Source organism: Fibrobacter sp. (assembly GCF_045112255.1).
Lineage (GTDB): Bacteria > Fibrobacterota > Fibrobacteria > Fibrobacterales > Fibrobacteraceae > Fibrobacter.
In genome coordinates, this window is the sequence record NZ_JBGUHR010000128.1 from 14,471 (window position 1) to 39,902 (window position 25,432).

At 52.3% G+C, this 25,432-nt stretch carries 33 protein-coding genes and 1 tRNA gene; 12 read left to right on the plus strand and 22 right to left on the minus strand.

Annotated elements, in window-relative coordinates:
- Positions 1-7: 7 nt before the first annotated feature.
- The 11 genes from ACJMM9_RS16640 (at position 8) to ACJMM9_RS16690 (ending at position 7,094) form a co-directional block, all read left to right on the plus strand.
- Positions 8-1,450, plus strand: coding sequence for a hypothetical protein (locus ACJMM9_RS16640; RefSeq protein ID WP_405329506.1), 1,443 nt, complete (start codon positions 8-10; stop codon positions 1,448-1,450).
- Positions 1,451-1,462: 12 nt separating this feature from the next.
- Positions 1,463-2,620, plus strand: coding sequence for a hypothetical protein (locus tag ACJMM9_RS16645; RefSeq protein WP_405329509.1), 1,158 nt, complete (start codon positions 1,463-1,465; stop codon positions 2,618-2,620).
- Positions 2,621-2,632: 12 nt separating this feature from the next.
- Positions 2,633-3,298, plus strand: a complete 666-nt coding sequence (locus ACJMM9_RS16650) for a hypothetical protein (protein ID WP_405329512.1) — start codon at positions 2,633-2,635, stop codon at positions 3,296-3,298.
- A 48-nt stretch (positions 3,299-3,346) separates the two neighbouring features.
- Positions 3,347-3,586, plus strand: a complete 240-nt coding sequence (locus ACJMM9_RS16655) for a phage tail protein (RefSeq protein ID WP_405329515.1) — start codon at positions 3,347-3,349, stop codon at positions 3,584-3,586.
- Positions 3,583-4,842 (plus strand): hypothetical protein, encoded by a 1,260-nt coding sequence (locus ACJMM9_RS16660; protein WP_405329518.1) that lies wholly within the window; start codon positions 3,583-3,585, stop codon positions 4,840-4,842. The genes ACJMM9_RS16655 and ACJMM9_RS16660 overlap by 4 nt, the downstream gene beginning before the upstream one ends.
- An 8-nt stretch (positions 4,843-4,850) precedes the next feature.
- A complete protein-coding gene (locus ACJMM9_RS16665; RefSeq protein ID WP_405329521.1) occupies positions 4,851-5,207 on the plus strand; it encodes a hypothetical protein in 357 nt (118 codons plus the stop codon).
- Positions 5,191-5,700 carry an N-acetylmuramoyl-L-alanine amidase gene (locus tag ACJMM9_RS16670; protein ID WP_405329523.1) on the plus strand — a complete coding sequence of 170 codons (510 nt, stop codon included), beginning with the start codon at positions 5,191-5,193 and terminating at the stop codon, positions 5,698-5,700. Before ACJMM9_RS16665 ends, ACJMM9_RS16670 begins: the two co-directional genes overlap by 17 nt.
- A gap of 42 nt (positions 5,701-5,742) precedes the next feature.
- A complete protein-coding gene (locus ACJMM9_RS16675; RefSeq protein ID WP_405329595.1) occupies positions 5,743-6,426 on the plus strand; it encodes a deoxynucleoside kinase in 684 nt (227 codons plus the stop codon).
- Entirely contained in the window at positions 6,423-6,764 is a 342-nt protein-coding gene (locus tag ACJMM9_RS16680) for a hypothetical protein (protein ID WP_405329525.1), read from the plus strand. Before ACJMM9_RS16675 ends, ACJMM9_RS16680 begins: the two co-directional genes overlap by 4 nt.
- Positions 6,754-6,939 carry a hypothetical protein gene (locus ACJMM9_RS16685; protein WP_405329528.1) on the plus strand — a complete coding sequence of 62 codons (186 nt, stop codon included), beginning with the start codon at positions 6,754-6,756 and terminating at the stop codon, positions 6,937-6,939. The genes ACJMM9_RS16680 and ACJMM9_RS16685 overlap by 11 nt, the downstream gene beginning before the upstream one ends.
- A gap of 83 nt (positions 6,940-7,022) precedes the next feature.
- Positions 7,023-7,094, plus strand: a tRNA-Asn gene (locus ACJMM9_RS16690).
- On the opposite strand, the gene ACJMM9_RS16695 is transcribed toward ACJMM9_RS16690, so the two are convergent.
- The 22 genes from ACJMM9_RS16695 to ACJMM9_RS16800 all read right to left on the minus strand — a co-directional run bounded on the left by ACJMM9_RS16695 (position 7,081) and on the right by ACJMM9_RS16800 (position 22,762).
- On the minus strand, positions 7,081-7,347 hold the full coding sequence (locus ACJMM9_RS16695) for a hypothetical protein (RefSeq protein ID WP_405329531.1): 267 nt from the start codon (positions 7,345-7,347) through the stop codon (positions 7,081-7,083). The genes ACJMM9_RS16690 and ACJMM9_RS16695 overlap by 14 nt on opposite strands.
- A 4-nt stretch (positions 7,348-7,351) precedes the next feature.
- Positions 7,352-7,603: a hypothetical protein gene (locus ACJMM9_RS16700; protein WP_405329534.1), complete on the minus strand. Its 252-nt coding sequence runs from the start codon at positions 7,601-7,603 to the stop codon at positions 7,352-7,354.
- The gene (locus tag ACJMM9_RS16705) at positions 7,600-8,373 is read right to left on the minus strand and encodes a phosphoadenosine phosphosulfate reductase family protein (protein ID WP_405329537.1); all 774 of its coding nucleotides are present in this window, start codon (positions 8,371-8,373) and stop codon (positions 7,600-7,602) included. Before ACJMM9_RS16705 ends, ACJMM9_RS16700 begins: the two co-directional genes overlap by 4 nt.
- A complete protein-coding gene (locus ACJMM9_RS16710) occupies positions 8,358-9,053 on the minus strand; it encodes a hypothetical protein (protein ID WP_405329539.1) in 696 nt (231 codons plus the stop codon). Before ACJMM9_RS16710 ends, ACJMM9_RS16705 begins: the two co-directional genes overlap by 16 nt.
- 3 nt (positions 9,054-9,056) lie before the next feature.
- Positions 9,057-10,010 (minus strand): hypothetical protein, encoded by a 954-nt coding sequence (locus ACJMM9_RS16715; protein ID WP_405329542.1) that lies wholly within the window; start codon positions 10,008-10,010, stop codon positions 9,057-9,059.
- Positions 10,007-10,426, minus strand: a complete 420-nt coding sequence (locus tag ACJMM9_RS16720; RefSeq protein WP_405329545.1) for a hypothetical protein — start codon at positions 10,424-10,426, stop codon at positions 10,007-10,009. The genes ACJMM9_RS16715 and ACJMM9_RS16720 overlap by 4 nt, the downstream gene beginning before the upstream one ends.
- A 1-nt stretch (position 10,427) precedes the next feature.
- Positions 10,428-11,144, minus strand: coding sequence for a hypothetical protein (locus ACJMM9_RS16725; protein ID WP_405329547.1), 717 nt, complete (start codon positions 11,142-11,144; stop codon positions 10,428-10,430).
- A 137-nt stretch (positions 11,145-11,281) separates the two neighbouring features.
- Positions 11,282-11,695 carry a hypothetical protein gene (locus ACJMM9_RS16730; protein WP_405329550.1) on the minus strand — a complete coding sequence of 138 codons (414 nt, stop codon included), beginning with the start codon at positions 11,693-11,695 and terminating at the stop codon, positions 11,282-11,284.
- 231 nt (positions 11,696-11,926) lie between these two features.
- Complete coding sequence (locus ACJMM9_RS16735; RefSeq protein WP_405329553.1) at positions 11,927-12,571, minus strand: hypothetical protein; 645 nt, start codon at positions 12,569-12,571, stop codon at positions 11,927-11,929.
- A 152-nt stretch (positions 12,572-12,723) separates the two neighbouring features.
- A complete protein-coding gene (locus ACJMM9_RS16740) occupies positions 12,724-12,951 on the minus strand; it encodes a hypothetical protein (RefSeq protein ID WP_405329556.1) in 228 nt (75 codons plus the stop codon).
- Entirely contained in the window at positions 12,948-13,205 is a 258-nt protein-coding gene (locus tag ACJMM9_RS16745) for a DUF3310 domain-containing protein (RefSeq protein WP_405329559.1), read from the minus strand. The genes ACJMM9_RS16740 and ACJMM9_RS16745 overlap by 4 nt, the downstream gene beginning before the upstream one ends.
- 4 nt (positions 13,206-13,209) lie before the next feature.
- Positions 13,210-14,160: a hypothetical protein gene (locus tag ACJMM9_RS16750; protein WP_405329562.1), complete on the minus strand. Its 951-nt coding sequence runs from the start codon at positions 14,158-14,160 to the stop codon at positions 13,210-13,212.
- Positions 14,161-14,626: 466 nt separating this feature from the next.
- Complete coding sequence (locus ACJMM9_RS16755) at positions 14,627-14,914, minus strand: helix-turn-helix domain-containing protein (protein WP_405329565.1); 288 nt, start codon at positions 14,912-14,914, stop codon at positions 14,627-14,629.
- Positions 14,880-16,274, minus strand: a complete 1,395-nt coding sequence (locus tag ACJMM9_RS16760; RefSeq protein WP_405329568.1) for an SNF2-related protein — start codon at positions 16,272-16,274, stop codon at positions 14,880-14,882. The genes ACJMM9_RS16755 and ACJMM9_RS16760 overlap by 35 nt, the downstream gene beginning before the upstream one ends.
- A gap of 291 nt (positions 16,275-16,565) precedes the next feature.
- The gene (locus ACJMM9_RS16765) at positions 16,566-16,697 is read right to left on the minus strand and encodes a hypothetical protein (protein WP_405329571.1); all 132 of its coding nucleotides are present in this window, start codon (positions 16,695-16,697) and stop codon (positions 16,566-16,568) included.
- 341 nt (positions 16,698-17,038) lie between these two features.
- The gene (locus ACJMM9_RS16770) at positions 17,039-17,509 is read right to left on the minus strand and encodes a hypothetical protein (protein ID WP_405329574.1); all 471 of its coding nucleotides are present in this window, start codon (positions 17,507-17,509) and stop codon (positions 17,039-17,041) included.
- A 120-nt stretch (positions 17,510-17,629) separates the two neighbouring features.
- Positions 17,630-19,714 carry a DNA polymerase gene (locus tag ACJMM9_RS16775; RefSeq protein ID WP_405329577.1) on the minus strand — a complete coding sequence of 695 codons (2,085 nt, stop codon included), beginning with the start codon at positions 19,712-19,714 and terminating at the stop codon, positions 17,630-17,632.
- Between the two features lie 47 nt (positions 19,715-19,761).
- Positions 19,762-20,025: a hypothetical protein gene (locus ACJMM9_RS16780; protein WP_405329580.1), complete on the minus strand. Its 264-nt coding sequence runs from the start codon at positions 20,023-20,025 to the stop codon at positions 19,762-19,764.
- An 11-nt stretch (positions 20,026-20,036) separates the two neighbouring features.
- Entirely contained in the window at positions 20,037-20,672 is a 636-nt protein-coding gene (locus tag ACJMM9_RS16785; RefSeq protein ID WP_405329582.1) for an ssDNA-binding protein, read from the minus strand.
- A complete protein-coding gene (locus ACJMM9_RS16790; protein ID WP_405329585.1) occupies positions 20,665-21,789 on the minus strand; it encodes a DUF2800 domain-containing protein in 1,125 nt (374 codons plus the stop codon). Before ACJMM9_RS16790 ends, ACJMM9_RS16785 begins: the two co-directional genes overlap by 8 nt.
- On the minus strand, positions 21,786-22,160 hold the full coding sequence (locus ACJMM9_RS16795; RefSeq protein ID WP_405329588.1) for a hypothetical protein: 375 nt from the start codon (positions 22,158-22,160) through the stop codon (positions 21,786-21,788). The genes ACJMM9_RS16790 and ACJMM9_RS16795 overlap by 4 nt, the downstream gene beginning before the upstream one ends.
- Positions 22,161-22,390: 230 nt before the next feature.
- Complete coding sequence (locus tag ACJMM9_RS16800) at positions 22,391-22,762, minus strand: hypothetical protein (protein WP_405329590.1); 372 nt, start codon at positions 22,760-22,762, stop codon at positions 22,391-22,393.
- 551 nt (positions 22,763-23,313) lie between these two features.
- Between ACJMM9_RS16800 and ACJMM9_RS16805 the strand changes: the two genes are divergently transcribed.
- A complete protein-coding gene (locus tag ACJMM9_RS16805; RefSeq protein WP_405329593.1) occupies positions 23,314-25,392 on the plus strand; it encodes a VapE domain-containing protein in 2,079 nt (692 codons plus the stop codon).
- Positions 25,393-25,432: the final 40 nt, after the last annotated feature.

A 25,432-nucleotide genomic window follows, 5' to 3' on the forward strand; every position in this document is an offset into this window, starting at 1 on the left:
GGGAATTATGAAACTTTCTGAACTCGAATCCATGAAACTTTTGCCGCGTTTCGCCGAGGGCTATGAGTTCGCGTGCGACGCGCTTGATGAGTGGATGAAACAACGCGTCAGCTTCAAAGACGCGTTGGAATCGCCTTGGACGCTTGAAGGCATTGCGGCATTATCGGAGGATGACTTACAGGCGGCATATAAAATATATTCCACTGCGGATTACTATCCCGATTTGCCGCGCGCGGATCGCGATCGATTCCTGTTTGAACAAATTGTGAATATCCGCAAACTTGGAACGATCGAAGCCGTCAAAGCGCTGATGCGATATATCTATCCCGGCATGAGTGTTACCATTGATGACACAATCGCATTTGATGACAACGGTAATGTTATCGATTCGACATTATTGCACTGCTATGATGTGCACCTGAACTTGGATTTATCGCAGCTCCCCGATTATGTGATGGGACGAGTCGCGGATAATGTACGCCGATTTATGCGAGCGACGGCGGCGCTTCATAGCATTTCGTATGAAGCAGGCGTGGAGATTCCCATTCACACCACGCCGATAAATGACGAACACGCAATAATGACAGCGGTCACGGATGCTTGCAAAGGCGATGTCGATGCGTGGGGAATTTATGGATATTATCCAATCGGACTTGATAACGGCGACGCAGGTACAGTAAACCAAATGGCATCCACGATCAATCATTCTGGCGCAGTTCCGTGGACACTGACACAAATAAGAAACTGGGCACTATCTGTGTATTCAGCAAACACGGCGGCAACGGCGTCAAAATTGATGCGAACAAGTTCAGTTTTGTACAAAAAAGAAGAAGCCAAAAGAATTGTTGGAACCTTTTATGACACAACATTGTCCTTATCAGTAACAACAAAACTACGCGATGGACAGTTTGGTATATATAAAAACGCACCGAACATTACGCAGATTGAACACCTTTACCGCTCGGATTTCGCGGTACACCCGACGATTCTATTTGTTCTGGTTCACCCTTCGCGCACGCCATACAACGCAGGCGCTTACACTTTCACGCTGGCAGGCCGTTTGGATGCACCGATTCTATGGAAAATCGACGACCGCGTGGCATATAAAGGTGTCGATTTTCCGAACGGTGTTATTTTTGGCATTAAGCAAAGCGGTACTTCGCTCGCCTTTGGCGACGCGTGCAAAGACATGATTGTGGATTATGTGAGTGACGGATTTCTGAGATGCCAAACAACAAATACACTTTATGCAAATGTTCAATACTTTGTGCTTGCATACTACACCGAAGAGGCAAAAGCGGTGGAAGTTCCGATTCGGCGCATTTCGGATGATGCGCAATTCCGCGCATATACGACGCCTGATAATTATTACTTCATTCTGGATGAGAATTACGAGACAAATACGTGGATTCCTGAATCGGAATTGCAGCCGCACGGATACTATATTTAGGAGGGTTTAACGATGGCTTTTGATAATTTTGGCATAACGACAAAGGGATTTGAGATGCTGGCCGCGGCAACGACAGGATCATTGATTCAAATGGTCGGAGGTCGGTGTAGTCAAAATACGATCGCGCAAGCAAACATTCCGAGTGCCACGGATTCGCAGTTTTTAAGCGCGCCGGAAGGTACGGTAAAAGCGATGAGTGTTACAGACACGGCGGCGCAGATTATTATTGAGTTTAGCAACGCGGGTTTGCGGCAAGCGATTACGATCAAATCTTTTTGCGTGCGTGCGATGTCGCAAGGATCGGCGACGGCGTATCCATTCGCAGTATGCAGCTTGGATAATGGCGGGATTACATTACAGCCTCAATCCGTGACTGGAGTTGTGGTGCGTTTTCAGGTTCCGTTCGATTTGACGTTCGGCGGCGCTTCTGCATACATTGAGGGGATTCCCGTCGGAGATAACGCGAGCGTGGATATGCTGGATCGATTCGTATCTGCGCACAGTTTGGGGGATTCTACCACAGGCGACGCGCAAAGGATTCGCGGGGAAAAGACATTTACAGACCCTGTGGAGTTTGGCGATACCTCTACATTCCATGATGAAGCTACATTCAAGAGTGGTATTGCATTAGAGGGAAATGCCGGTGGATCGATTAGGTATGCGTTGTTAGGTTACTTTCAAAACGGGTTAGGAGTAACGAATGTGACACCTACTTCAAACAATACATATCATTTGGGTAATGTGGACAATAAATTCAAAGATGCTTATGTCGGGAGTATTGTCCTTTCAGTCGCTAGCGGCCGGTATATGTCGATTTATGAAGATGACGGCGGTATGATTATTGCGCCTTTTGCGGATGGCGCTTACTTCACAGAAAACACATATTTCCAAAAGAACATAAATGTCACAGGGACGGCGACGCTTAAAAGCGCCATACTCCCGGCATATGGTGACAATGAGTTACCCGTAGGTGCGATGACGGTGCTTGCGCGTTTACCGAGTGGGTTAAACGTCGGCGACTCGTTACAAGGTGACACGTCTTATAAATATGCCACTTTGAATGGATTGCAAGAGCCGGATGCGCGCTTTTCAAAGGCGACGCACACATATAAACTTTTATCAGCCACAAACAGTTCATGTGATTGGGCGATTGTTCTTCGTATTGCATAGGAGGATTTCATTATGGCGATTATCACGAACGGAAAAGACATTCAGAACGCGATTTATGGCGTTCTCAAACAGGACGGCTATTTAATTTTTCTTGGCTCAGGCGGCCAAGAAATTGCACGCGTGAAGGATGAGGCGGGTGGCGAAGACTTGCCATATTCCCTATCAGCACAAGGTTTAGAGCTTTCACTTAAAAACGCAAGTGGGACTACAATTTCGTCAGCCAAAATTGAGACGCCACTTAGACACATTCATCAGCTCTGCTACCAACCGAACGCAGGCGAATGGAGATTTGTTTCAGATTTGTCGAAAAAGATTATTAGTGGTGGACTTTACATAGAACGAGGAACGGTTGTTTCTGAGAACGCACTATCACTAGTCATTAGGCCTTTTAATCTTAATGCATGGCAGTTCCCAACGGGAAAAGATCATTTTTATGACATAAAGGTGACGCTTATGACGGCGGATGGCTATAGTGGTGGTAACGGCGTTGGAAACAACAAAAGTACACGCAGTGCCTCGCCAACGACAGTTTATCAATTCAGCATTTATCGAGATAGTAGTTCGACGACGTATAAAACGTTTATTATCAATATGACTGACATTCCTGAGGCATATCTCAACGCATGGGGAGTCGTTTTCTTGGTAGAGATCGAAGGGTCGCCACTCGAAGCGGTCTAGGTTTTCAACGCAAGCCCCGTTATGGGGCTTTTCTTGTAGAGGTGGGAAATGAATACTTACTCGACAAAAGAAGGCGAAACGTGGGACTCAATAGCTTACGATCTTTTTGACGATAGCTTCGCGATGGATACACTATTGGAAGCGAATGACTATGAGTATTACGATACGGTCACATTCTCAGATGGCGATGTCATTCAGATTCCGCAACAGGCGATTATGGAATCCGCAATCATACCCAATCCGTGGGACGCTACCACTGTCATCGATAATCCGTGGGGGCGACTATGAATTACATCTCATGCCAGGCATATGACATCCCATGCCCGTTCGTGACCGCGTTGTCTTATGCGAAGACGGCGGACGCCTTCACGGATTATTACAGCCGCGTGCGATTCCGTAGTTTTGCGACCGCTGAGATTAGCCTTCGTTTTGAAGTCACTGTGCCACGTTGCCAGCTCATCGGCGAAGACTTTTTTGAGTGGGTGAACAGGCTTGAAGATTGGAGTGATCGTTTGACGGTCAAGACCGCGCCGACGCCGTTTAGACTGAGCGGGATGCCGCTGTACAGCTCGTTGCTTTTCGCGATGACTTCGCTGAATTTGTCCTATCGCCATGACAGGGGGGAAGTTGTCGCCGTTGAGGCGGATGCCGTGTTTTCGGGCGTGTCACCGGCGAAAGGCGCAAGTCGTGATCGTGCACTCATACTCGATGACGATAGACTTCACATTCCCAGGGTATCTATCACGGCCAATGAGGTCACGCTTGAATCATCGGAGTTTGCGTCCCTTGTTGCGTTTACGCTCACTGAACGCGGATGCAGCTTGTCGATGGCGTTCGGGGACGCGACGAAGACGCTTAGCCGAGATGTGCTCGATTCAATCATCGGCGATCCTGAATCCATTATCACGGTGGACGGATACGGCGATTTTCACATCATTTCAGCCGACCTCGTGGACGAAGAATTGAAGCTCGTGGGAAGTGCGTTCCCTGTGTCGTACAATCGGGCATTTAGCAAGACATTTAGAGCAGAATCGCTCGATTTTGACGGCTTTACCGACCTTTTTGGCGTCAAAATTGGCTTCCTTGCCTGGCACGGAACCGAGCTTGAGCGCCTTCGTGCACTTGAGGCATCGCTCGGCTTTCTTGTGGACTTCCCTACGAAGACTTTGCGCGAAGTGCCTGAAAGCCTTTCGCCGACAACGGACTACAACGCCTACGTTGATGAAGATATTGTCACAGAACGCATAAGCGGTATCACATGGCGGGATGGCGTTCATCGGTACACCGCGGGCGATGCCACGTCGGCGGATTATGGCGTGGAGAGCGTATGCCGTGTGGATGATGTGTCGATTGCGGCGAAATACCTGCGCTATGCGCAGTACATGCAGAACACGATCACGATCACCGCTCCCTATGATCCACGCATCCGTCAGCATAGCGTGATTTCAGTGGTCAAAAATGCGACGTATGTGCCCGTCATGGTAGAGCATTATGAGATAGATTTTTTTGCAAACCAAATGACGATAGAGTGTCATTGGGTTTAGGAGTGCGTATGATTTCACCGACTTTTGCTACAATCATCATCATCTCGTTCATTTTGCTGTTTGGCGTGGGGATTCCAGTGTTGAACGTTAAGGCGGAAAAGTTTATATCGTACCGTTGGTGCGTTGTTGTGGTAGTGCTTGCGATGCTTATCGGAGCCGTGGTGGATTTCGAGACGTTATCGGACGAAGTTCGACACACCGTGATCCTCGGCGGCATCATTGTTGCGGGCGTCTATATTGGACTTCGTACCGTAGAAAAAGTATTGTCCAAAGGATGGTTGGCAGGCACGACGCTAAAGGCGCGCAAGGGCGATGCCGAGGTCGAACTGAGTTCGGAGGGGAAAAAAGATGAAAATTTGCATTGATCCTGGACACGGTGGGGGCCATCCCGGCGCGGTCTATTACGGCAGAAAGGAAAAGGACGCGGCGCTCGCCATATCACACCGGCTTGCGATGGAGTTAAAGGCGAAAGGTGTTGACGTGGTACTCACGCGCACGCGTGACACCGATGTCTCCCTTGCCGAACGATGCCGCATCTCTAATGCCGCGAAAGCCGACCTGTTTATCAGCATCCATCTCAATGCAGCGGTAGACCCAACGATTCACGGTGCCGAGGTGTGGAAGTGGCATAAAAGCGATAATCCTTTCGCGGCGAGAGTGCAGGCGGCGCTCGTTGCGGCTACGGGCTTCAAAGACAGGGGCGTGAAGAACTCCCATGAGTTCTACGTATTGCGGCATACACTGTGCCCGGCGCTCGTTGTGGAGTGCGGGTTTATGAGTAACGCAAAGGAAGGCGAGGCGCTTTTCGATCCGCGTGTTCAAGATGCCATCGCGGCCGGCGTCTCGACGATTTTTTGACTGTAAAAGGAGAAAACCATGTCAATCCAAGAAAGTTGTTTGATGCGCGGGATTCAGCGCTGTGGGTATCATGTGTGCGTTTTGGGCGTCATTGGAAGCGGCAAAACGACATTCGCGCGGGCTTTGCAAAAAGCCATTATCTCGAAATATGGCAGATGCGAGGGCTTATGGGAGCCCGTTGAGGGTAATCCGCTTCTGCCGCTCTATTACAAAGACCCTCACAGATACGCGCTCTCAATGCAGATATACATGCTCAATCGGAGACTGGAACAGCAACGTGTCGCACAAGACCTGGCACTCATGGGCGTGTCATCCGTACAGGATTCAAGCCTTTTCGGGGACTCGTGTTTCGTCGAAATGCTGCACAAGGACGGCATTTTGACTAATGAAGAAGTAGACGTTTACTCTCAGTTATTCGCGAACATGAGCCGTGATGTGATGTATCCGTCTTTGGTCGTTTACCTGAATTGCGATCCCGAAATAGCTAAATCGCGCATAATGAAACGCGGCCGAGAGTGTGAGAAAGACATCCCGGTCGAATATCTTGCCAAGCTCAAAGCCGAGCTTGACGTACTTGTCGCCGAGTTCGGGAACTACACACACGTCCATACGATAGACGCGAACGCCGATTTGACGCCTGAACAAATCGAAGAAGAAGCACGTGGCGAGCTTATGACGCTCACACTGCTTCGTGGCTATCCTAAGCTCAATCGGATGGGCGTATGACCGGGCAGCAGATCATAGTGCTTTTCGCCATCTTTGTTGCCCTCGCCTCGGCGGGTGCTTCGTCGTGCAAAGTGAAACGCGCCGAGGAATCGGCCAGAATTGCCCGTGACGAAGCGGAATCACTGCGGGCGCAGTTACAGGACGCCGAAGCGGAAAACGCCCGTATGCACGAAATTTTAGCCCGTGCGTACGACGCCGTAAACCGGGCAGGGGAAGCCGTGGAGGAGGCGGCAAAAGGACATGCGGAACGGCTTGAACAGATTGACCAGGCAGATGACGCTTGGCTTTTGTGCCCTCTCCCTGACAGCGTGCGCGCCGCGCTATGTGGTGAGGACTGAGATCATCACTCCGCCGCCATCGTTGCTCTTGCCATGCGACAAGCCCGAACCGGTGGAAATGACAACGAACGGCGATCTTGCGCGGTATGCCAGTGCGTTGCGCTATGCGCTCGATGCGTGCGCGGCTAAAATAGATGCGCTAAAATTGTTCTACGATGTTGACAAAGCGGAATAATGCGCGTATGTATTTCGTGTTTTGATCGTGCCACTTTGCACGGTTCCCCCACGGAGTTATCTCCTTTTCGACGTGGGGATTTTCGCGGGATGGTGTAGTGGTTAGCACGGCGGGCTATTAACCCCCAGACGCATGTTCGATTCATGCTCCCGCAATACGGTAGCTGTGGAAGGCTACCGTAGTTCCCGGTAGGGAAGACGAAAGCAGAAAACACAGGATAAAGGCCGCGTTCATGCGGCCTTTATTCGTTTCTATGACTTTTCCCTGAATTTTTCTCTGAAATCTCTGACTTTTCTCTGACTTTTGTTGTACTGCCTGTGCAGGTTCTTCGTTTCCCATTTTCTCAAGCGCCGTCCAGGCATCGGTTTTCCAGTCATAGAAACGTGCGATCATAGGGAAGAAAAGCATGCCGTCATTGCTTGTTGCCTTTCCACGCCTGCATGTGAAAGAGTCGTTTTCGTGCATCCCTGGCAAGTTTCGGCGAGGATAGCCAATGATTCACAATATCGACACAAGCCATCGCCGCGCTCCCATAGCCGTTGACGAATAGCCTGAATTGGATTGGATGCGGAATCTTATCAAAAATCTCCCAGTAGTATGGGAGCGCATCGACGAATAGCTGATATGCCGCTTTTTCAGTTTGTGACATGGTGTGTTTTCTCATACGTCGTACTCCCGCATCCATAGTGTTTTGCCCATTCGGTTCAGAACGTCGCCATAATACTCCCGCTCCCACTGCAAGCGGCCTACGCCTCGCCCTTCGGGATTGCCGATCGCGGACACGCGCAATCGGTACTTGTCCCAACGGCCGCCGCCTGTCATCGCATAGACCGGGTGCACGGGCAAGCCGTTGTCGTAGAGATATGCGAAAATGTCCTGAACGGTCATGTAAGCCAGCGGCGCGAACGAGTATTCCGTTTCAAGACCGAACACGCGCACACGTCGGTTGCGCTTCGCGCTCTCATCCGCACGGATTCCCGTGATATGTGCTCCGTAACGCTTTTTGAGATCACGAAGGATATTGTACCACTTCACAGGATGCCCGTCGGCATCGTAGTAAGACGCATCCGCGCAACGGTAATCGTACGAAATCACCTCGTAATCGTGCGAGAGCAGCGCTTGTAACGCCATCTCCACCCGAGGGGAATCCGGATTGAAGTTTTCGACGTTGCGGATGCTCACTATGTGCATGTTTGGCGCGGCTTCCCGCATAAGATGACACATAACAATCGAATCCTTCCCGAACGACAGGCCACCATAAAATCGGCCGTCAGGCCGACCGCGCACAAAGGCTTTAATGGCGGCTTTGGTCTCGGCGAGCCGTGCAAGGTATCCAGCGGTCTTGGCGTGCATCGCGTCCGCGATTTCCGTGCGTTCCCATTGCTCGATGTCGGCGCGTGTGAGGCGAGGCGAGTAAATTAGCATGGTTTCCATATCTCCATTTGTCGCATTGGATGCCAATACGGCGGCTTGATCGCGCCAAAGTATGGCTTTGCGCCTTTTGGCGCTTCGTCGAATACGGCGAGAGGTACTGGGCGCATGAGTACGCCATTATGCAGATACCACGCATCGGACATCGACACATCGAGTTCGGTCACATCCCAACGGTCTACAATGCCGTATCCCGCCGCAGTCTTGCCTCCGATATGTCCGATATGGGAAAGCCAGTCTTTGAGCAACTGAACATCGCCGCGGGCATACCACGCGATCGCACGCACAGTTCGGACGCGGTGGGGCTCAAAAGAAGGTGCGTACGGGCCCGTGATCTGCCTGAGCTTCGCGATTTCCGTCGGCTTGATACGTCCTTTAAGCGTGGCGTAATCCGCACGGCGAACGAAATGCTCTGTCGCTTCGCACACGCCGTCCACGATCGGGGATGACACACAGTAGCACTTTTCGCCGCAGGCAAAGAGTTGTTGTGCGAGAGGCACACAGTCGAGCATGTCATAGGTGAGCGGGTCGTGCGAATTGAGCTGACGGCCTGCCGACAACGCGGCGCATCCGTCGATGTTGTGAATGAAGGCGTGCCGTTCAAGTATGGCATCAAGCATGGGAGCTTCCCCGGCAAGCGGGGAAGCAAGCCATGCCTTTATAAGACAAGGCGAGCGAGTCATGGGTTATTCCTCCGGAGTAGCACCAAAAAAGTCAAGGTCGGTTTGTGTAGCGTTTAACGCGTCCGGCTTCGGCTTGTCATCCGTGGCTTTTTTAGACCGCTTTGCGGGCTTTTTCTTTTCCTCGGCTTCGACCTTAATCGGTTCGTCGAACAAGTCCATAAGCGCGGATCTCACCGTATCCGCGTTTTGCTTTAAGTAGTCCGAATAACCATCGATAAGCGCCCGTTCCTCTCCGATGGCGATGTTCGTGCAAGCCCACTCGATATGGAGTTCACCGTGTCCGATTCGTCCCATCCCGCCAATATCTTTCGACGCGTCGGCCAATGCCTTTAGCAGGCAGCCAATAGCGAGCGGGGATGCCGTTTCAAGGCTCATGGTGTGATAGAACTTCGCTCCCGCCTTCACACACTCGCCTTCGTAGATCATACGGTCTTGAATTGCGTCGGGATTGTTTTCCTCGGCACCGCGTGTGTAAAGATATGAGCCGACAAACGTCTCAGCGCCGTGTGTGTTCTGAACGGCAACGCCCGAACGGCGCTCGATGATGTCGGCTGCTTCGTCGCAAACGAGCAAGCCACGTGACACTTTGAGGCATCCTTGCAGGATTTGTCCTGGCAAGGCGCCGCCAAGCAGTGCGAGAAAGGGCACGGAATCGAGAAGCGCTTTTGTCGCACCAGCCGTTAGCGGATTAGCCTTCGTGAGACGCCCTCCGTGCCACATTAGGTCGGCGAGTTGATAGGGCATGAGCGGCATGTCGATAGCCTTGCACATGTACTCGGCCGCGGGGGCACGGACAAGGCTATGACGAAGCGCGTTTCCGCTTAGGCATGGGATCGAGTAGACCTGCCCGTCTTTGCCGAGGATTGCTTCACGCTGTAAGAGCGCGACATTCCCGGCGGTTCCGTGCATGTGAGTAATTGGGGATAACGCTGTGGATAACATGTGGATTGTGATCATTGTTCCTTGTACTCCATCCAGTTCGCGCGCGCGTTGCAAATGACAAGCAGGCGACGGGTTGCGATGATTTGTTTTGCCGCCGCGAGGTTAAGGTCACGAGCGCTGTCGAAAAACGCTTTGAGATCCTTGTCGGCGGCTGCCCTAACGGCATCCGCGCAAATGTGTGATAGAAGACAATCGGGGATTTCGTCGCTACGGGAGCAACGGGAAGCCGCCACGCTCAAAGCGCTGTCGATGCGTCCCCAAAGGTTTGCGCGGTCTAGCTCGTCGCCATAGAAGCGCGGCAAAATCGAGCAAAGCCCGACAAGGTATTGGTACGCAGCGTCGGTATCGGCAGCGTTCACGCGTTCGCCGCCAATCGGGAACGCGAGATCATGCCTGAATTTTTCCCAGTCTACATGCACAAAGTTGTCCATACTATGATTCCTTATCGGCCAAAGCGAGAAAACCACACAAGCGAGCGGTGGCCGTTTCCTCTCGTTGGGCAAAATACAGATAATCCTCGGCAAAACTTTCGCCGTAGGCATCCATACATTTTTGCAAAAACAGATAATTGGCGGGCTCAAGTACGCGCATTTTTCCCACGACGGACGCGATCCTGTCCGCGATGCCGAGCAATTTCCAGAACTCGGCGTTGATAAGAACTTGTTCCGTCTCGAATTGCACCAGGTAAGGAGTGCCACCAGACGGAATGACTTGCGCGTCAAGTCGATAAATAAGTTGTTTTTGACCGCTGTCCGCGATGATAATCGCGAACTTCTTTTCGACAGGTGGATGGGCCATGACGTCACGAAGCTCTTTACAATGCGCCTTCGTTGCGCCAATCGGCGCTTTTCCTTCTTCGAGTACCCACGAGAAAAAACGCCATCCTAGGCCGCGCTTTTCGCTGCGCGGTGTTTTGGTTGTTCCGTCGAGGTAAGTCACAACGCCGCCTGGAACGTCTTTGAGCGAAAGTGCGCACATAGAGCAGATGTAGGGAGAGAGCCTGTTCTGCATCTCGCGGTAATCGCGGAACGTGTCGCCGAAATAGTCTCGGCCTTTCAATGCCGCACTTGTTGGACATCCGCAGATGCAGCAGTGTTCACCGCCATCCGGCTCAATATGGTTCGGAACGAGTAAATGTGTTGCTCGCATAGTCCGCCTCCTTATTTTCTAGCCATCCGGCATTGCCTCTCTTCGTCCATCACACTCAAACCACACATACAGATCAAGCAGTGTTTCTTTGGCGTCATGACATGACATTTTTCTTTCTTTTTCCATGATTTGTCTCCTTATGAGTCATTTCCGATTGTCCAAATTATCCTTTTGTTTTCTTCAATCCTGTCCTGCAATGATGGGCATCTAAGGTCAATTGCGATTGGATACGCTTCATATATTGCGTATTCGTCTACGGGATAAGACTCAATCTTCCGCACTATATCATCTATTTCGACGGCTTTAACACCGGCGGTTATCATCGCATCATACACGAGTGTTTCTTTTTCTTTGAGCTTCGCCCAAACCTTATTTAGATCGTCAAGGTATATCTGATACTCTTCATACCTCAGATTAGTGCCTGGAATGCCGTGTGCTAACCTTGCCAATGAGGCTACTTGAGATGTGAGACAGCGGCATACACGCTTTCGGTAGTAAAGGTATGCCATTTTCCTTTTGCTGATTTCAATCGCTAGATTCTTTTCCATCATTTTTCCTCCTTCCATGTCATCGCTTCTAAAATTTCATCGATATATACCCACTTAAAACAATTATACGGGTCATCATCTGAGCCTTGTTTGTCTGCGTCCGAATACCACCGCTTGTCCACATTGCTATACCACAGTATCCGGTAGGCATCAGGAGTTTCCACAAGGCACGGATTACATGTTTGCGGAAGCTCTGATAGATTTGCGTAATGCCACTTCATATTGATTCCTCCTTTATCGTTTTGCCATGGCGAAGGCAGCCGCCATCGAATTAAAATGATTTTTGTTCGCATCCTGGCACGCTTTCACGCGCTCGGATTCAAGCGCATCGAGCGTCGGCGTAAATAGCTTGGCACGAAGGTAGTTCAGGACATGAAGACTTCGAGACAATAGTGTTAAGAAGTCATCGAGCGTCATGGTCTTGCGAAGCTCTACGAGTTTCTTGTCCGTCTTTTTGTCAATGTACTTTCGACAGCAATCCGGTGTCGCTCCTTCGTAGATGAAGTAGGTCACGCACCGAACAAAATCTGCCTGGATTGACGTGATCCAGTTGTTCAGTTTGTTCCCTGTGAATGGCTCATCGAGGATGAGCGCGTAGTTGAATCGCACATCGATGCGCTCAAGGACTTTCTCCATTATTTCGCTAAAGAATCCGGCATTTGCAAGCTCGGCAACGGTATCGCGGTCTTTGAGAATATCATCAAGCGGCTTATCGAAAATCGACGCGATCATCATAAGCAAGTTTACAGTATTATTGCGGATGAGTTGGGATGCGAAGCGCGGCGCGTCCTGCTTCCACGGAATCAGGTCTTTTGCGATGGTGTCCGCCAAGCGGTCATACTCGGCGGCCTTTGCGTTGTGGTCGATTAGTACTGTCATTGGTTTTCTCCTTTTCGTGTTCCATGCGTTCGGCGAGCACGCGGCAAGCCACGTCGATGGCGAGCCCTATTGCTCTTGGATCCCCCATCTCCACGGAATCGTTGCCGCGTCGCCAGCGATTATGTTTCTGCAATAATTCCAGGGCTTCCCGTTCAGTCATTCCCGTCCTCGCACGCATCTAAGAATATTTGTTGCTTTGACGCCTGATGCGCGTCAAGCGTATCAAGGACGGCTTTCAAGGCATCCTCCAAAGCCCGAACGGACTCTTTGGAATCATCGGGAAGACCGTACAAAACTTCGTCAATGAGTTCCCGCAAAAGACCGCACATGGAATACAACGGGATCACGGATTCGAGTTCAAGTAAGTCATTCTTCGTCATTGTCTGTCTCCTTGTTCACGCGATGCGAGGCCGCATAGGTCGTTGTCACTCTTTCGGCGCTCGATCTCTCTTGTGAGATAGGCGCGGGCTTTTTCGAGGTCCGCGACCGCATCGGTCATGCCGCCCTTGTGTCCGCAACGCAGAATGTATTTCACCGCGTTCCCGAGTGCGAAGTTCAGGCCGTATGCCTCAATCACGTCGATGGCTTCCATACCGTTCATGCAATAGTGTTCTGATTTACCGTCAAATGCCATGTGTTTAATCTCCTATTCTAATGCCGATCAAGTCGGCGTCAATGCGGGCTTCCATGTAGCTTGGTTGCCCAAAGAAGACCGTGAACTCGCCTAAAAAATTCGCCATAAGCAAGCGCATCTCAATGCCTGGATTCTCCACAGATTTCCACCTAACGCCAAAATGGCCGTATGGGTTGGACAAGCAGTACGCGGAATTGCGACCTCGATTTAGGTAGGGCAATCCGCAATGCTTACATTTAGTCAATTGTCCCTTGTGCACAAACGTCGCGTACACGGTCTTCACAGCGCCGCAACGCTTACACTTAAGATTATATATGCTGTACACGACGCCTGTATAGCGCTCTTTGTACCCCACGCTGGTCACGATGAAGTCTCCGAACTCTCGGCCGATGTCGTGAGAGTAGTCCCTGTTTTTCGCTCGAAGGCGCGTAATGCCACAAGCCATCGCGCGCTCGAGCTCATCATCGGACAGCGTATAAGCGCGCTCACGGATAATTTGTGTCGATAGCCCTGGAGACATTGAGCTCATTCGGCGCATCTGCGCCTTGCTTATGCTTCGCGACCACCTAAAGTTATCGGGCGTGGGCTCAGCCGTCGCATTCACAAACTTTAGCTCATACTGGATGTCGCCGGTAGGTTTAGGGCCAATGTTTTCGAGGATGGCTTCCACGAAATCGAAGTCCACGACAGGCGGCTCGATGCCCAGCTTAATCGCCTGTACACCGACCATGCGACGTAACGTGTGAGAGAACACGCCGAGAGCGGTGAAACGGGGGAGGCGCTTTTCTTTTGGAACGAGCTTATGAATTGCGGATCCCGCATTAGTCGCTAATCGCTGATATGCGCGGATGGCATCTTTGCGGCAAGCCTCGCATCCATGAATCCGCTTGAACGCGCCAACAATGGACGTGAACACTGTGCCACACGCGCACTTATACTCAGCTGTGTCGTTCATGCGCACGCCGCTTTGCGACAAACATGTCACGCCGTGGATGTTCACTTTATTCACAATGCTGTCGATGCTCATGGATTCCACCCTTTGCGCCGTTCGGCGATCTCATCAATGTTTGTTTCACGATCCCAATGCCTTTGGCAAATTCTTTTCCATATCGCAGCAGGGTTGAATTGTTTTGTGTCGATGTCATCGGGCTCAGGCGGTCTACCCACAGGCCTGCCCGTGTAGTCCATGTACTTTCGACACTCAGGGCATCCACGGATGCACGTGAACTGAACGCGTGTGGTTGTGAACTCCTTTCCGCATGGACAACGAAGCGTGATCCGCGCGCACATGTGCAGCGACTCCTCGGCGATGCACGTCACGCCATTTTTGTTTGTTTGCCCTAAATAACTACTTGCCATGAGTCCTCCTTTTCGGTATTATACGCGTTGCATAAATTACATTCTCTCGGGTGGCGCGGCTTTTAACCGCGCTTTTTTCGTATCGCCACCGTTATGTTTTTGATCCCGTGTTTGAAGCGCCAATACAGCGTCTGATACGGGATGCCGTAGCGCTTGGACAAATCGCCAAGCGAGATACCATTGACGTAATGAATTGGGCGTCCGCGTTGCCGCTTGCGCAAAAGTTCGCCGAGAGTGATTCCCGGCCGCCATCGCTGCCTGAGCGCGCACTCGCTTATGCCGTGCGCGTTCGAGATTTCGGCGAAGGACTTGCCCTCAATCAGAATTGTCGGTTTTCTGCCGCTTACCATCTGCCAATGCCTCCAATAGCAGGTCTTGAACTTTGCCCTTTGTCGCCATGCACTTCAAAACGGTTTCGTCCAAGGTGTTCGTGGTAATGATGTGATAGATGAATACAGGCCGAGGGTGCCCGGCTTGCAGCTGCCGCGTTGGCCCGATGCGCTCAATGATCTGTTGGTAGTGTTCGAGATTCCACCAAAGCGAAAAGAACACCAGGATATTCCCGCCGTCCTGAAGGTTCAAGCCGTGCCCGGCGCTTGCGGGGTGCGCAAGCAGGACGGAGATTTTGCCCGCGTTCCACGCAGCGATTGTCGATGGGTCCTTGTCAAGAAGGCGAGCGTCCGGAATTGCATCCATGATGCGCCTGGCATCCTCTTGCCATTGGTACGCAACCAGGACTGGCGCGCCGTTCGCTTCCTCAATGATGGACTTTAACGCCTCAATTTTCGCGTCATGCAATAAGGCGGCCGCGCCGTTGTCATGGTAGACGAAGCCACTTGCGACCTGAAGGCACTTCATCGTCGCCGCAGCCGCGTTTGCTACTTCGATCTCCGCGTTTTCAATCTTCGCGAAAAAGTCATTTTGTAGCTTGTCGTAAACGACGCGCGCTTCCCGTGGCAGTGATACGGGAATCGTGACATTGATCGGCGTATCGATCGGGAAGTAGTCGGACGCATTGAGGCTCACAGACACGTCCGCAATCTTTTCCTGAACCGCTGCCTGCGTCCAATCAAAAGGCACGTATTGAATCGCGAAAGGCGAGCGTCCCACACGTTTCGGCCGAAAGTACGTGGATGCGTACGCATGGTACGATCGGCCAAGCCGTGCTCCCCGGTCTAAGAACCACAGTTGTCCCCACAGGTCTAGCAGACCGTTCGGAGCCGGTGTGCCTGTAAGCTCCACGAAGCGACGCGATCTGAACGCAACGCGGGCGAGCGCCTTAGAGCGCACGGCTTTTCCGCGATAGCGGAATCCTTTGAGCCGCGTCGCTTCATCGGCGACAATCATATTGAAAGGCCAACGCGGATCGTAGTAGTCGATAAGCCAGGGGATATTTTCGTAGTTCATCGTGTACACGTCGGCATCCGTTTCGAGAGCTTTCTCTCGCTCCTTTGCGTTCCCAACGACTGGCACGACGCGAAGGTCAAACCCCCACTTCTCCGCCTCTTGCGGCCAAGTGGACGCCGCAACACGCAGGGGAGCGAGCACAAGCACTGGGCCGAGTCCTTCAGTTAGCTTTAAGAACTCAATGGCGCAAAGCGTGGAGGATGTCTTGCCCATTCCCATTCCGGCGTAAATGGCGCAGCGGTCGTTATCGACGATGCTGTTAATGATGGAATACTGATAGTCTCTCGGGATAAAATTTTTCATGTGAATAGCTCCGTGAATAGAGCATCTACCTCTGCGAAGGTAGACACAACGTGAACAGTTGCGCCGCCATGCACACGCATGGCCTCAAACTCGCGCATTTGATTGGGGCGTGCTTTGCGTCCCGGTGCCTTTGTTTCGACGAAGGCCGTTGTCCCGTTGCACATGATTAAATAGTCAGGGGCATTGGCGCGTCCCTCCCACGCGACTTTTCTCGCAATGCCTCCGAGTGCAGTTGTTTTCTTGATGAGATATGCGGCGATGTCTCGCTCGCACAAATGCCGTTGCATAGGGTTACCCAATGATGTTTGAGAGCTTCCACAGGATCGTGGCAAGCGTGAGGATGAAGGCTATGCAGAACAGCGCGAAGTTGACAGACGGCGACAAGGCGCCCGTCTCAAAGTATTCGTCAATGTAATCTCTCATTTTGTCGCTCCATTAAAGCGTATGTTATTCGCGGCGAAGGCGCAAGCGGCCGAACAGTACAAGTCTCCGGATTCGTCTGTGTACGGCATGTCGATAATAGCCGCGCCGCACTCCCAACACAGCATCTCAGACGTGCACTTAATCCCATTTGAGCGCATTGCACACTCAGCCGAGCAATACTCTTCGTGCAAGTCAGGCTCATCGAGCACGTACCGCGCTTTCTTGTGGTTCGTCATTCCACAGTTGTCACATCTCATCGGTTCCTCCTTTCCCATCATAAATGCCGATGAGCTTAATGCAATCCACGTCAAAAACACTCATGTTTTTTCTCCTTTTTCTGATTAGCCCGTAATGCGAGCATAGACGGCTTCGCCACCGCCAAGGGAGAGGATGTCCTCGACGTCGAAGGATTCGCGGCGAATAGCCTTGCGGGCCGAAATGGCATTCGCGATTTCGCGAACGGTAGCTTTATTCGCATAGGCCCAAATCACGAAGCGGCAAAGGGCAGGGGACGGGCGGTCACCGATGCGAATGGAAGCGCCTCCAATGGCTTCGGCTTTATCATAGCCGAGGGCCGCGGGGACTTGATTGAAGTACACAACGTGGTCACGCAGATTGTTGCACAGATACCAGTTCGCGCCGGCGGCCGTGAAGATGCTGCGGAGGTCGTTGAGCATTGTCTCAAATTTGCTGTACGTGCCGGCGTAAACGGCTTTGAGCGCGCAGCTAAAGGCGATCTGATAGGAACCAGCGGCCTTCACGGTCATGCGGGCGATGATGTGAGCGCGTTTGAAAAGTTCGGATTTCGTCATGGCTTTTTCTCCTTTTCGGCCAATCGGAGGGAATCCGTTTTCCCTCCGTTCTTGAATACCTTTTACCACGACACTTTTTTCGTTGTCAAAATAAAATATTAAAAAATTTCGTCGTTAGTCTCAATCCTTCTTGTACCGATAGGCCTCGAATCCCGCTGCGGATAACGGCAAATCCGCTGCCCAGTTCGGAGCGGTCGCCATGAGCGAGGCGAGTTTGTCGGCGTTGTAGTCCGGTGTGTCCGGCGTCTCAGTAATGAGCTCATCATGGACGGATAGCACGATCTTATATCCCACGTCCTCTACGCTTTTGAGATTTGCCGCCAAGACATCCCGCGCCGTCGCCTGCGTGATATTCTCCACGACCTTTCCCGCGTGCGTTTTGCTCATCGCGAAGCCTTTCCGCACCTTTAACGGTGCGTAGTACTTAAACAGGCAGCGCTCGCCATCCTCGGCCGATCCCGCACGCGGATATGCCATGATACGGCCCGACGGCAAACGACACGCAAGGCCGAATGTCGTATTTGCGAAGGTGCATGGATATGTGGAAGGCGGGACGAACTGCGATGCATCAAACGCGGCGCTGGCACGAAGTTCTGTTTCGCGCCAAAAATTTCGGATTGCCGGATGTGCGTCACGCCATGCCAGTTTGATTGCATTGAGCGCCGTCCACGTGTCTTCGTCCAAATCGTTTGTTGCGCCTTTTTTCGCAAAGAAATCCCATTGGTCGTGCGCTTCGTAGATTTTGCTTTTTGGCAACGCCTCGTACGTGTGTCCGGCGAGCACCTTTAGGTCTACACCGTACATTGTGGCAAATGCCAGGAACGATCCCACACCGCCCATGTATCCCATAGCGAGCTCTAGCACCTTCCCTATTTGCCGTTGCTTCTTCGTAACGTCCTCCGGTTTCACGCCAAACGTTCGGGCGTACGTCGCTTTGTACAAGTCTACTCCCTCGCCGCGATCGTAGGCGCGAAACGCATCTAGCTTCCAGTGTTCCCCGGCAAGCCACGCCAAGACACGTCCCTCGATATTGGACAGGTCGGCGACAACGAGCTTTTTGCCCGGTGGCGCGATAATGGCACCTCGCAGACATGACGCCGCAACGGACGGAACGTCGTTGTAGAGCGTTGACGCCATGCCGTGCTTAAACGCGTCGATGGCAATCTCTGCCTGATCAGGTGTGAGCGTACCGCGTGGCAAGTTTTGCGGCTGGAATAGCCTTCCCGCCCATCGGCCTGTTTTTTGAGCGCCACAGAAAAGCAGGCATCCGCGCAAGCGTCCGTCTGAGCAGGTACTTCGTAAAAGCGCGTCGTACTTTTTAACGCTCGCCTTCGCGCTTTGGCATCGAACGAGTACCAGTTCACGCGCGTCATCGGGCAGTGAAGGGTCATCGAGCAACGCCTCAAGCGAGGCTTTTTTCAGGTCGTCGCACGGTACGCCGTTCGCGTTAAGGTACTCAATAAGCGCGTCACGCTGTCCGGTAGTGTTCACTGCGCCATTGGTGATTTCTCGCACTCGGCGATTGCTCGCCTTCGCGGCATCCGCGCACGCCTCCACAGCGCAACGCGCCAATTCTGTGTCGATCTGCATACCACGGTCGTTGATGTCTTGATCGATGTGCCATTCGGCCCAAAACTCCGGCGTGTCATTCCACGCGGGCATTCGCTTCCACAGCTCACGCATGGCCTCCACATCAAGGCGTGCGTAATTGACAAATTTTTGCCAGTCCTCGTTATCCGATGACGGCAAATACTGGAGATCATCTGCATCGTCAAACAACGTGGACACGGACTTTCGGGGAACGCAGAATTTATGGATAAGCGCTTTTCCTTCTTTGTCCTTCGCTTTGTCCACAGGGAGGCCAAAATAGGTGCATAGATCGCCAAGGCTACCAGGGAGCGACAGGGAGTACGCCTTGATCATGCTGTCCTTCCATCGGCGAGGATCAGCGACAATGGGCCTGTACATTTTCAAAATGGTTCGGTCAAATTGTGCGTTGTGTGCTATAAGCGTGCACGATGGATCACGCAGCGCCGCTTCTACGTCATCGGGGAGCGGCTCTCCGTGTGCCACGTCACAAACGCGCGCAGGCGCGTCATCGATAGCATACGAGAAAAGAAGTACTTTGGCCATTCCCGCGTATTTGTACGCGCCGTCAGTTATCGGCGTCTCAGAATAAGTTTCAAGGTCAAGCCATAGAATCATAATAAGTCCTTCATATAGAAAAGGCGGGCATTTAGCCCGCCCGTCAGTTACGGATTGATCTGCATGAGTGATTCAATCACTTTCTGCATGAACGAAGTACGCGTCATATTCTGTTTGGAGGACTGGCGGTCAATCCACTCAATACATGCACGAGACAATCTGATACGAAGCCGCCCGTCTTTTGGCGTGTCGCGCTCATTTCGCCTTTCGAGTTCGTCAAGTAACGGGTATGCTATCTGTTCTTGTTCCTGTTTTGTGTCACACGATTCGATGAGATATACCAGGCGAGCCTTTCTCTGTGGTCTTTTCATTGTTGCCCCCATTAGCCATACAAATATGCTGAGTCAAAGTCTTCAGGATTGAACGAAAGGTCTGCACCGCTCGGCGCGCTCCCCATGTCGGAGCTCTGTGCGACCTGCTCTGAGCAATCAGGATATGCCTCTGCGCTCGGCTTAGAGCCGCCTGTGAATACCTCGTCGTATCCGGCGAACTGGACAGACACGAGAGATGCCGAGATGCCTTTCATGCCGTTAAAATCGTATGCGAACAGATCAATGAATCCGTTGACGCGGTATCCCGCCTGGAATTTGTCTGCGATCTCTTTGGGATCGGTGAGGATGTGTTTCGGATTCGCGTCCACGAGGTCAGGACGGTAGTCGCTCGTTGCCTTGATGTAGACCTTGCCCGCGTATCCTTCGAGCTCCTTACGGTCGCCGTTTTTCAATGGGAGCTTGTCAGTATTTGCCATGACTTGCTTTGCCTTGTCGCCGAAAGCAGCGGTGGCAAGCCGAACAGTCGCTTCGTGTATCTGAAGCACGCACGGATTGTCACGGTCAAGGATGAAAGTCGCCATATACTTCTCTTTGGCATCCCCTTTCATTACAGCCCGCTTTTCGGCAAGTGCCGGGAATGATAAACGTGCGTTGCGAATAAATACTCTCTCAGTCTTTCTAGCCATTAGTGTTTTCCTCCATGTTAGGGTAATCAAGTGCTTGCGGCTCATAAGCGGGCCGCTTGTCCGTTTCGTCTGCAATAGTCGGTTTTGTGGTCTCTTGGATGATTTCGGGAGCGAGTGCGCTCCATTGGTCTTTCGTGATCGTTTTGTCCTTCGTCAGTTTCTCCATCTTAGCGGGTGAGAGTAATTTTCGTTCGTAGACATCCGCTTGGATGCCTGCGGCTTCAATCGCTTTTATTGCGGCCGCCTCCGACCGCCACTTGCGAACTCCCTTTCGTCCTTCCACAAGTTTCAATCCTGGCACGTGCTCGCCGTGTAGAAGTTTCCCATAGACGGCCTTTTCGACAGAATCGGCCCATAGCCGAACAAGCCCGATGTAGCCATAAGCGCCGGACAAGTCAGCGGGTGACAAGTCCGATGAATCGGAGTTCGCGACAAGCTTCGCGATCCCAAAGAGTTTCGGGCACTGATGCCGGGCGCGGCAATAACGGCACGCGGATTCTTTTGGGACGCAAATCCACTCATCCTCCGGAAGCTCTGTCATTGTCCTGGCAATGAGCGCCTTTTTCTGAATGACCTCGGCAAAGTCTCGAAGCTCAGCGGGCGTCAAGTCCCATTGTGAGACACTACGCACACGTGGCTGCACGATGCACAGGTGGACTTTCGTCAGGCAGTCGAATTTTTGCACGAGCGAGAGGTAGCCCATTGCGTAGAGTGTGAGCTGCGGATTGTGAACTGCATCCACGTACGTCATGCCGTATTTCAGGTCACAAACATACAGCTCCGTGCCGCACCACACGACGGCATCCGCAGTCCCAAATCCATGGGGGCCGAGCCAGCGAGAGAGGTCAAGACCGACTTCCACTTCACGCAATCCGCCAAGGATTGTCACGAAGTCTACGTAGGTCTGAACGTGCTCTCGCAATTCGGCTGTGTCGTACTCTGGGGGGACTTCGTATTTTGTCCCATTCAGCATCGACTCGGCGAGCGCATGGGCGACCGTTCCTTCCTGCGCATAATCGCTCGGCTCATCGGGGAGCGTCATTCCCATCGCGACCGAACCGGGGCAGATCATCCAACGGTGAGCCGTCGATGGCGATAATAATGAATGGTTTGTCATAGATTATCCTCCACGACCGTCACAAGTGCATCGTACAGGCTTGGGTCAAGCGCCGGCAGATTCTTCACGCCTTGCGCGTCGAGGAAGTCCGTAACGACCTTTGTTTTGCCTGCCTTCGTGGCACGCAGGCAGACGCGGCGAACGTCATCAATAGTGAGCGCCTTGGCGTTTTGAGCAGGCTCAGTTGTGGGAGCCGGTGTGGGAGCAGTTGTGGGAGCAGGTTTGGGGGCCGGTGTGGGGGCCGGTGTGGGGGCCATCGGGGGAGCCGGTTCAGATTTCGGAGCGGGCTCAGGAGCTGCTGACAAATCGTAAGCAGCTGTTGGCCCAGATTTCGGAGCGTTTTCCGGTTTGGACGCGAGACTCTCAGCCATCGCATAGACTCCGTAGAGCTTAGGCTCAGGTGCGGGATCAGATTTCGGAGCCGGTTCGGATTTCGACGCTGGCTCAGGAACTGCTGACGAATCGTAAGCAGTTCGATGGGATACGACCGAGGCGAGTTCGTGAATTAAATGCACCAGCTTGTCCGACGCGTCCAAAGTAATGTGTACATTGATGTCCATTTGCTTTCTCCTGCGTGAAACCGGGCGAAGTGCCCGGCGGGTTATTCTTCCATAAAGCGGATTTCCGCATCTAAAAGCGCTTGATAGGCGGCTTTAAGCCCGTCATAGGCGTCGAAATACTCGTCGATCTCTTCGCTCATCGCCTTCCACGTCGCCATCATCGGCGTGTAAAACGCTTCACGATCCCCAAGCATATCGACGACGTTCATACCGATGGCGATGTCTTTGAGAAGATTGGCAAAGTCGCTATTTTCGTCGGCGTCAAGCTCGCATTTGGACGCGTTTTCAGGCTTCAAAATGGTTTCAAGGAGCTCGCGCGTGCGGAATACCTTGCCGATTGTGTCGTTATTGAGATCACACGGTCCCTGGAACTCGATGTTTTTGAAAAGATTCTGTGCTGAAATAACGTTCATTGCCTTTTCTCCTTTTCGGCTTGTTGACGGGATACATTCCCGTCGTTTGTGATGCCATTATAGGGTCTTAAAATTTCTGTGTCAAGATATTGACGAAACTTTTTTTTTCTTTCTCAAAACCCTTGCAAATAGCCTGTTTGGGCGTTATGTTGCCACAACATGACGTTGACGGGGAGACGGTTCGCCGTCGTTCCCCTTTTACCCAAGGGAGGAAAAAATGGCATACATTCCGGCGTCGGTAATGATCCGCGCAATCCTGCAAGCTGGACACACACAAGAATGGCTTGCGAACGTGACAGGTATATCACGACCGGCGATCACAAGACTATTGACAAACGATAACGCACAGAAAGGGCTTCCCGTTGAGAAGTACTTCGCGATTAAGGCCGTATGGGAGCTCGTTATATCTAAGGGGGGTGACAATGGACACAGTTAGGCGCTATGGAGCAACACAAGAAGAATGGGACAGCGCGGCAAAATCGCCGCTAATGCCGTGGGTTGTTCCCATCGTGAGTAACCCAAACGTCCCATCGTCACCGTGTTCGCGGGCTATGCAGAACGGACGCGGCAAAATCCCGTCGATGAAAAACGATAAGGGTGAGGCGGTCGGGCTCAAAAATTGGACAAACCGAAAGGCGAACGAATCCCTCGATGCGTGGAGCAGTGATCCCGATTACGGCTTTGGCGTCCGTCTCGGACGTAGCGGGCTCATCGCCATCGACTGCGATTGCGATGACGAAAAAACATCGAACGATGTGCTTGATGCCGTTCGCTCGTGCTTCCATTTCGATCCGCCATTGCGCCGACGTGGCTCAAATCGATGGGCATGCCTGTTTCAGCTGTCGAATCGGGAATGCTTCCCGAAGCGTCGGTATCCGCTCGACGAAGGCAACGACATCCTCGAAATCCTCGGCGATGGGCAACAGCTCGCCTGCGCGGGAACTCATCCGAAAGGCGACCGCTATGAGTGGACAAACGGGAACGTCGGCGACGTGCACGAAATAAAGAAAGATGACCTCGAAAAGTTCTGCTCGCTTATTGAAGTCGCCTACGGCAATGTGTGCGCGGGCAAATCACGCGTGCGCGGCGAATCGTTCATGGCAAACGATCCACTTGCCGATTGGCTAATAGCCACGAATCGCGTTCGGGATCGCGCGGCGGATGGCACGCTCTACATCCCGTGCCCGTGGGAGAGCGAACACTCAGACAAGGGAAACGGCACAGATACATGTTACTTCCCTATTGGCACAAACGGGCATGAGCGAGGCGGCTTTAAGTGCCTTCACGCGCATTGCCAGGGCAAAACAACCAATGATTTCATTGATTGGTGCAAGTCACAAGGCTACGTCGAAGTGAAGGCCGATGCCTTCCCGAACGTGGAGCAAGGGACGAAGGACAAAACGACAGTTCAGGCATTACAAGCATTTTGGAACGAAAAATCACACGACATTAAGCCGTGTCTTCAAGCCCTTGAGATCGCGCTCGCCGATCCGGACTTTTGCGGCTATGAGTTCGGGTTCGACACCTTCGCTGCTGGCGAGATGAGCCGTAAGCCAGGGGGCGAGTGGACGCTATATCAAGACGCGCTCGCTACTGAATTGCGGCTCGAACTCGAACGCCGTGGATTCAAAACGCCAAAGAAGCAGGACGTTATTGATATGATTAAGGCGCTCGCCGCTCGAAACACATTCGATTCAATGGCCGACTTCCTAGCCGCTAATATACCGGAATGGGACAACAAACCGCGGGTATCGACGTTCTTTAGCAGGTATTGCGGCGCTGAAGAATCAGAATGGACTATCAGCGTCGCGCTCTACATGTTCACCGCGCTGTGGGCGCGTGCGTCCTTGCCGAACGGGTGCAAGGCCGACATCGCGCCCGTTCTGATAGGTCGGCAAGGGACCGGCAAAAGTTCACTGACACGCATCCTCGCATTGAACGAGGATTGGTGTTCGGACGTGGACTTCACCGAAAAGGACGCAGACATCGCACGCGAACTGCGCCAAAAGATAATCATGGAAATACCAGAACTCGGCGGTATGAGCAAGCGCGAACAGAACGGCGTCAAGGCCTTTATGACACGTAAAAAAGATTCGTGGGTGCCAAAATTCGTCGAAGCCGCACGCATAGCCACACGCCGATGCGTCTTCATTGTCACGACAAACGACAAGGAATTTTTGACCGACAACACCGGCAATCGGCGATGGGCTCCCGTGGAGGTGGGTTACATCGACAGAGAGGCCGTGAAGCGTGACTTACTTCAGTTGTGGGCCGAGGCACGCGAAATCTACAAGGATCACGGTGTCATGTACGAGGGCGTGGAAATGCTACAAGAGGATGAAAACTCCAAGTACATGTCCGTCGATCCATGGATGGAGACAATATCCCAATGGGTGGCGCTCTACCCCAATGAGCTCTTGACCACAAAAAACATCGTGGAGCAAGCGCTGCGCCTAAATTACTCGTACCTCAAACGCCGGGATGCGAATGCCATTGCGAGCATCATGCGCTCTTTGGGCTATGAGCGAGTACGAAAACGAATCGCGGGCGAACGCGACTACGAATGGCGACGCAATAATCCGCCACTTTCCGTCGTTTGGACCGCTCCCGATTCGTCGCCGGATGAATGAGTGTCCCATAAGTCCCATGAAGTCATGGGACTTATGGGAC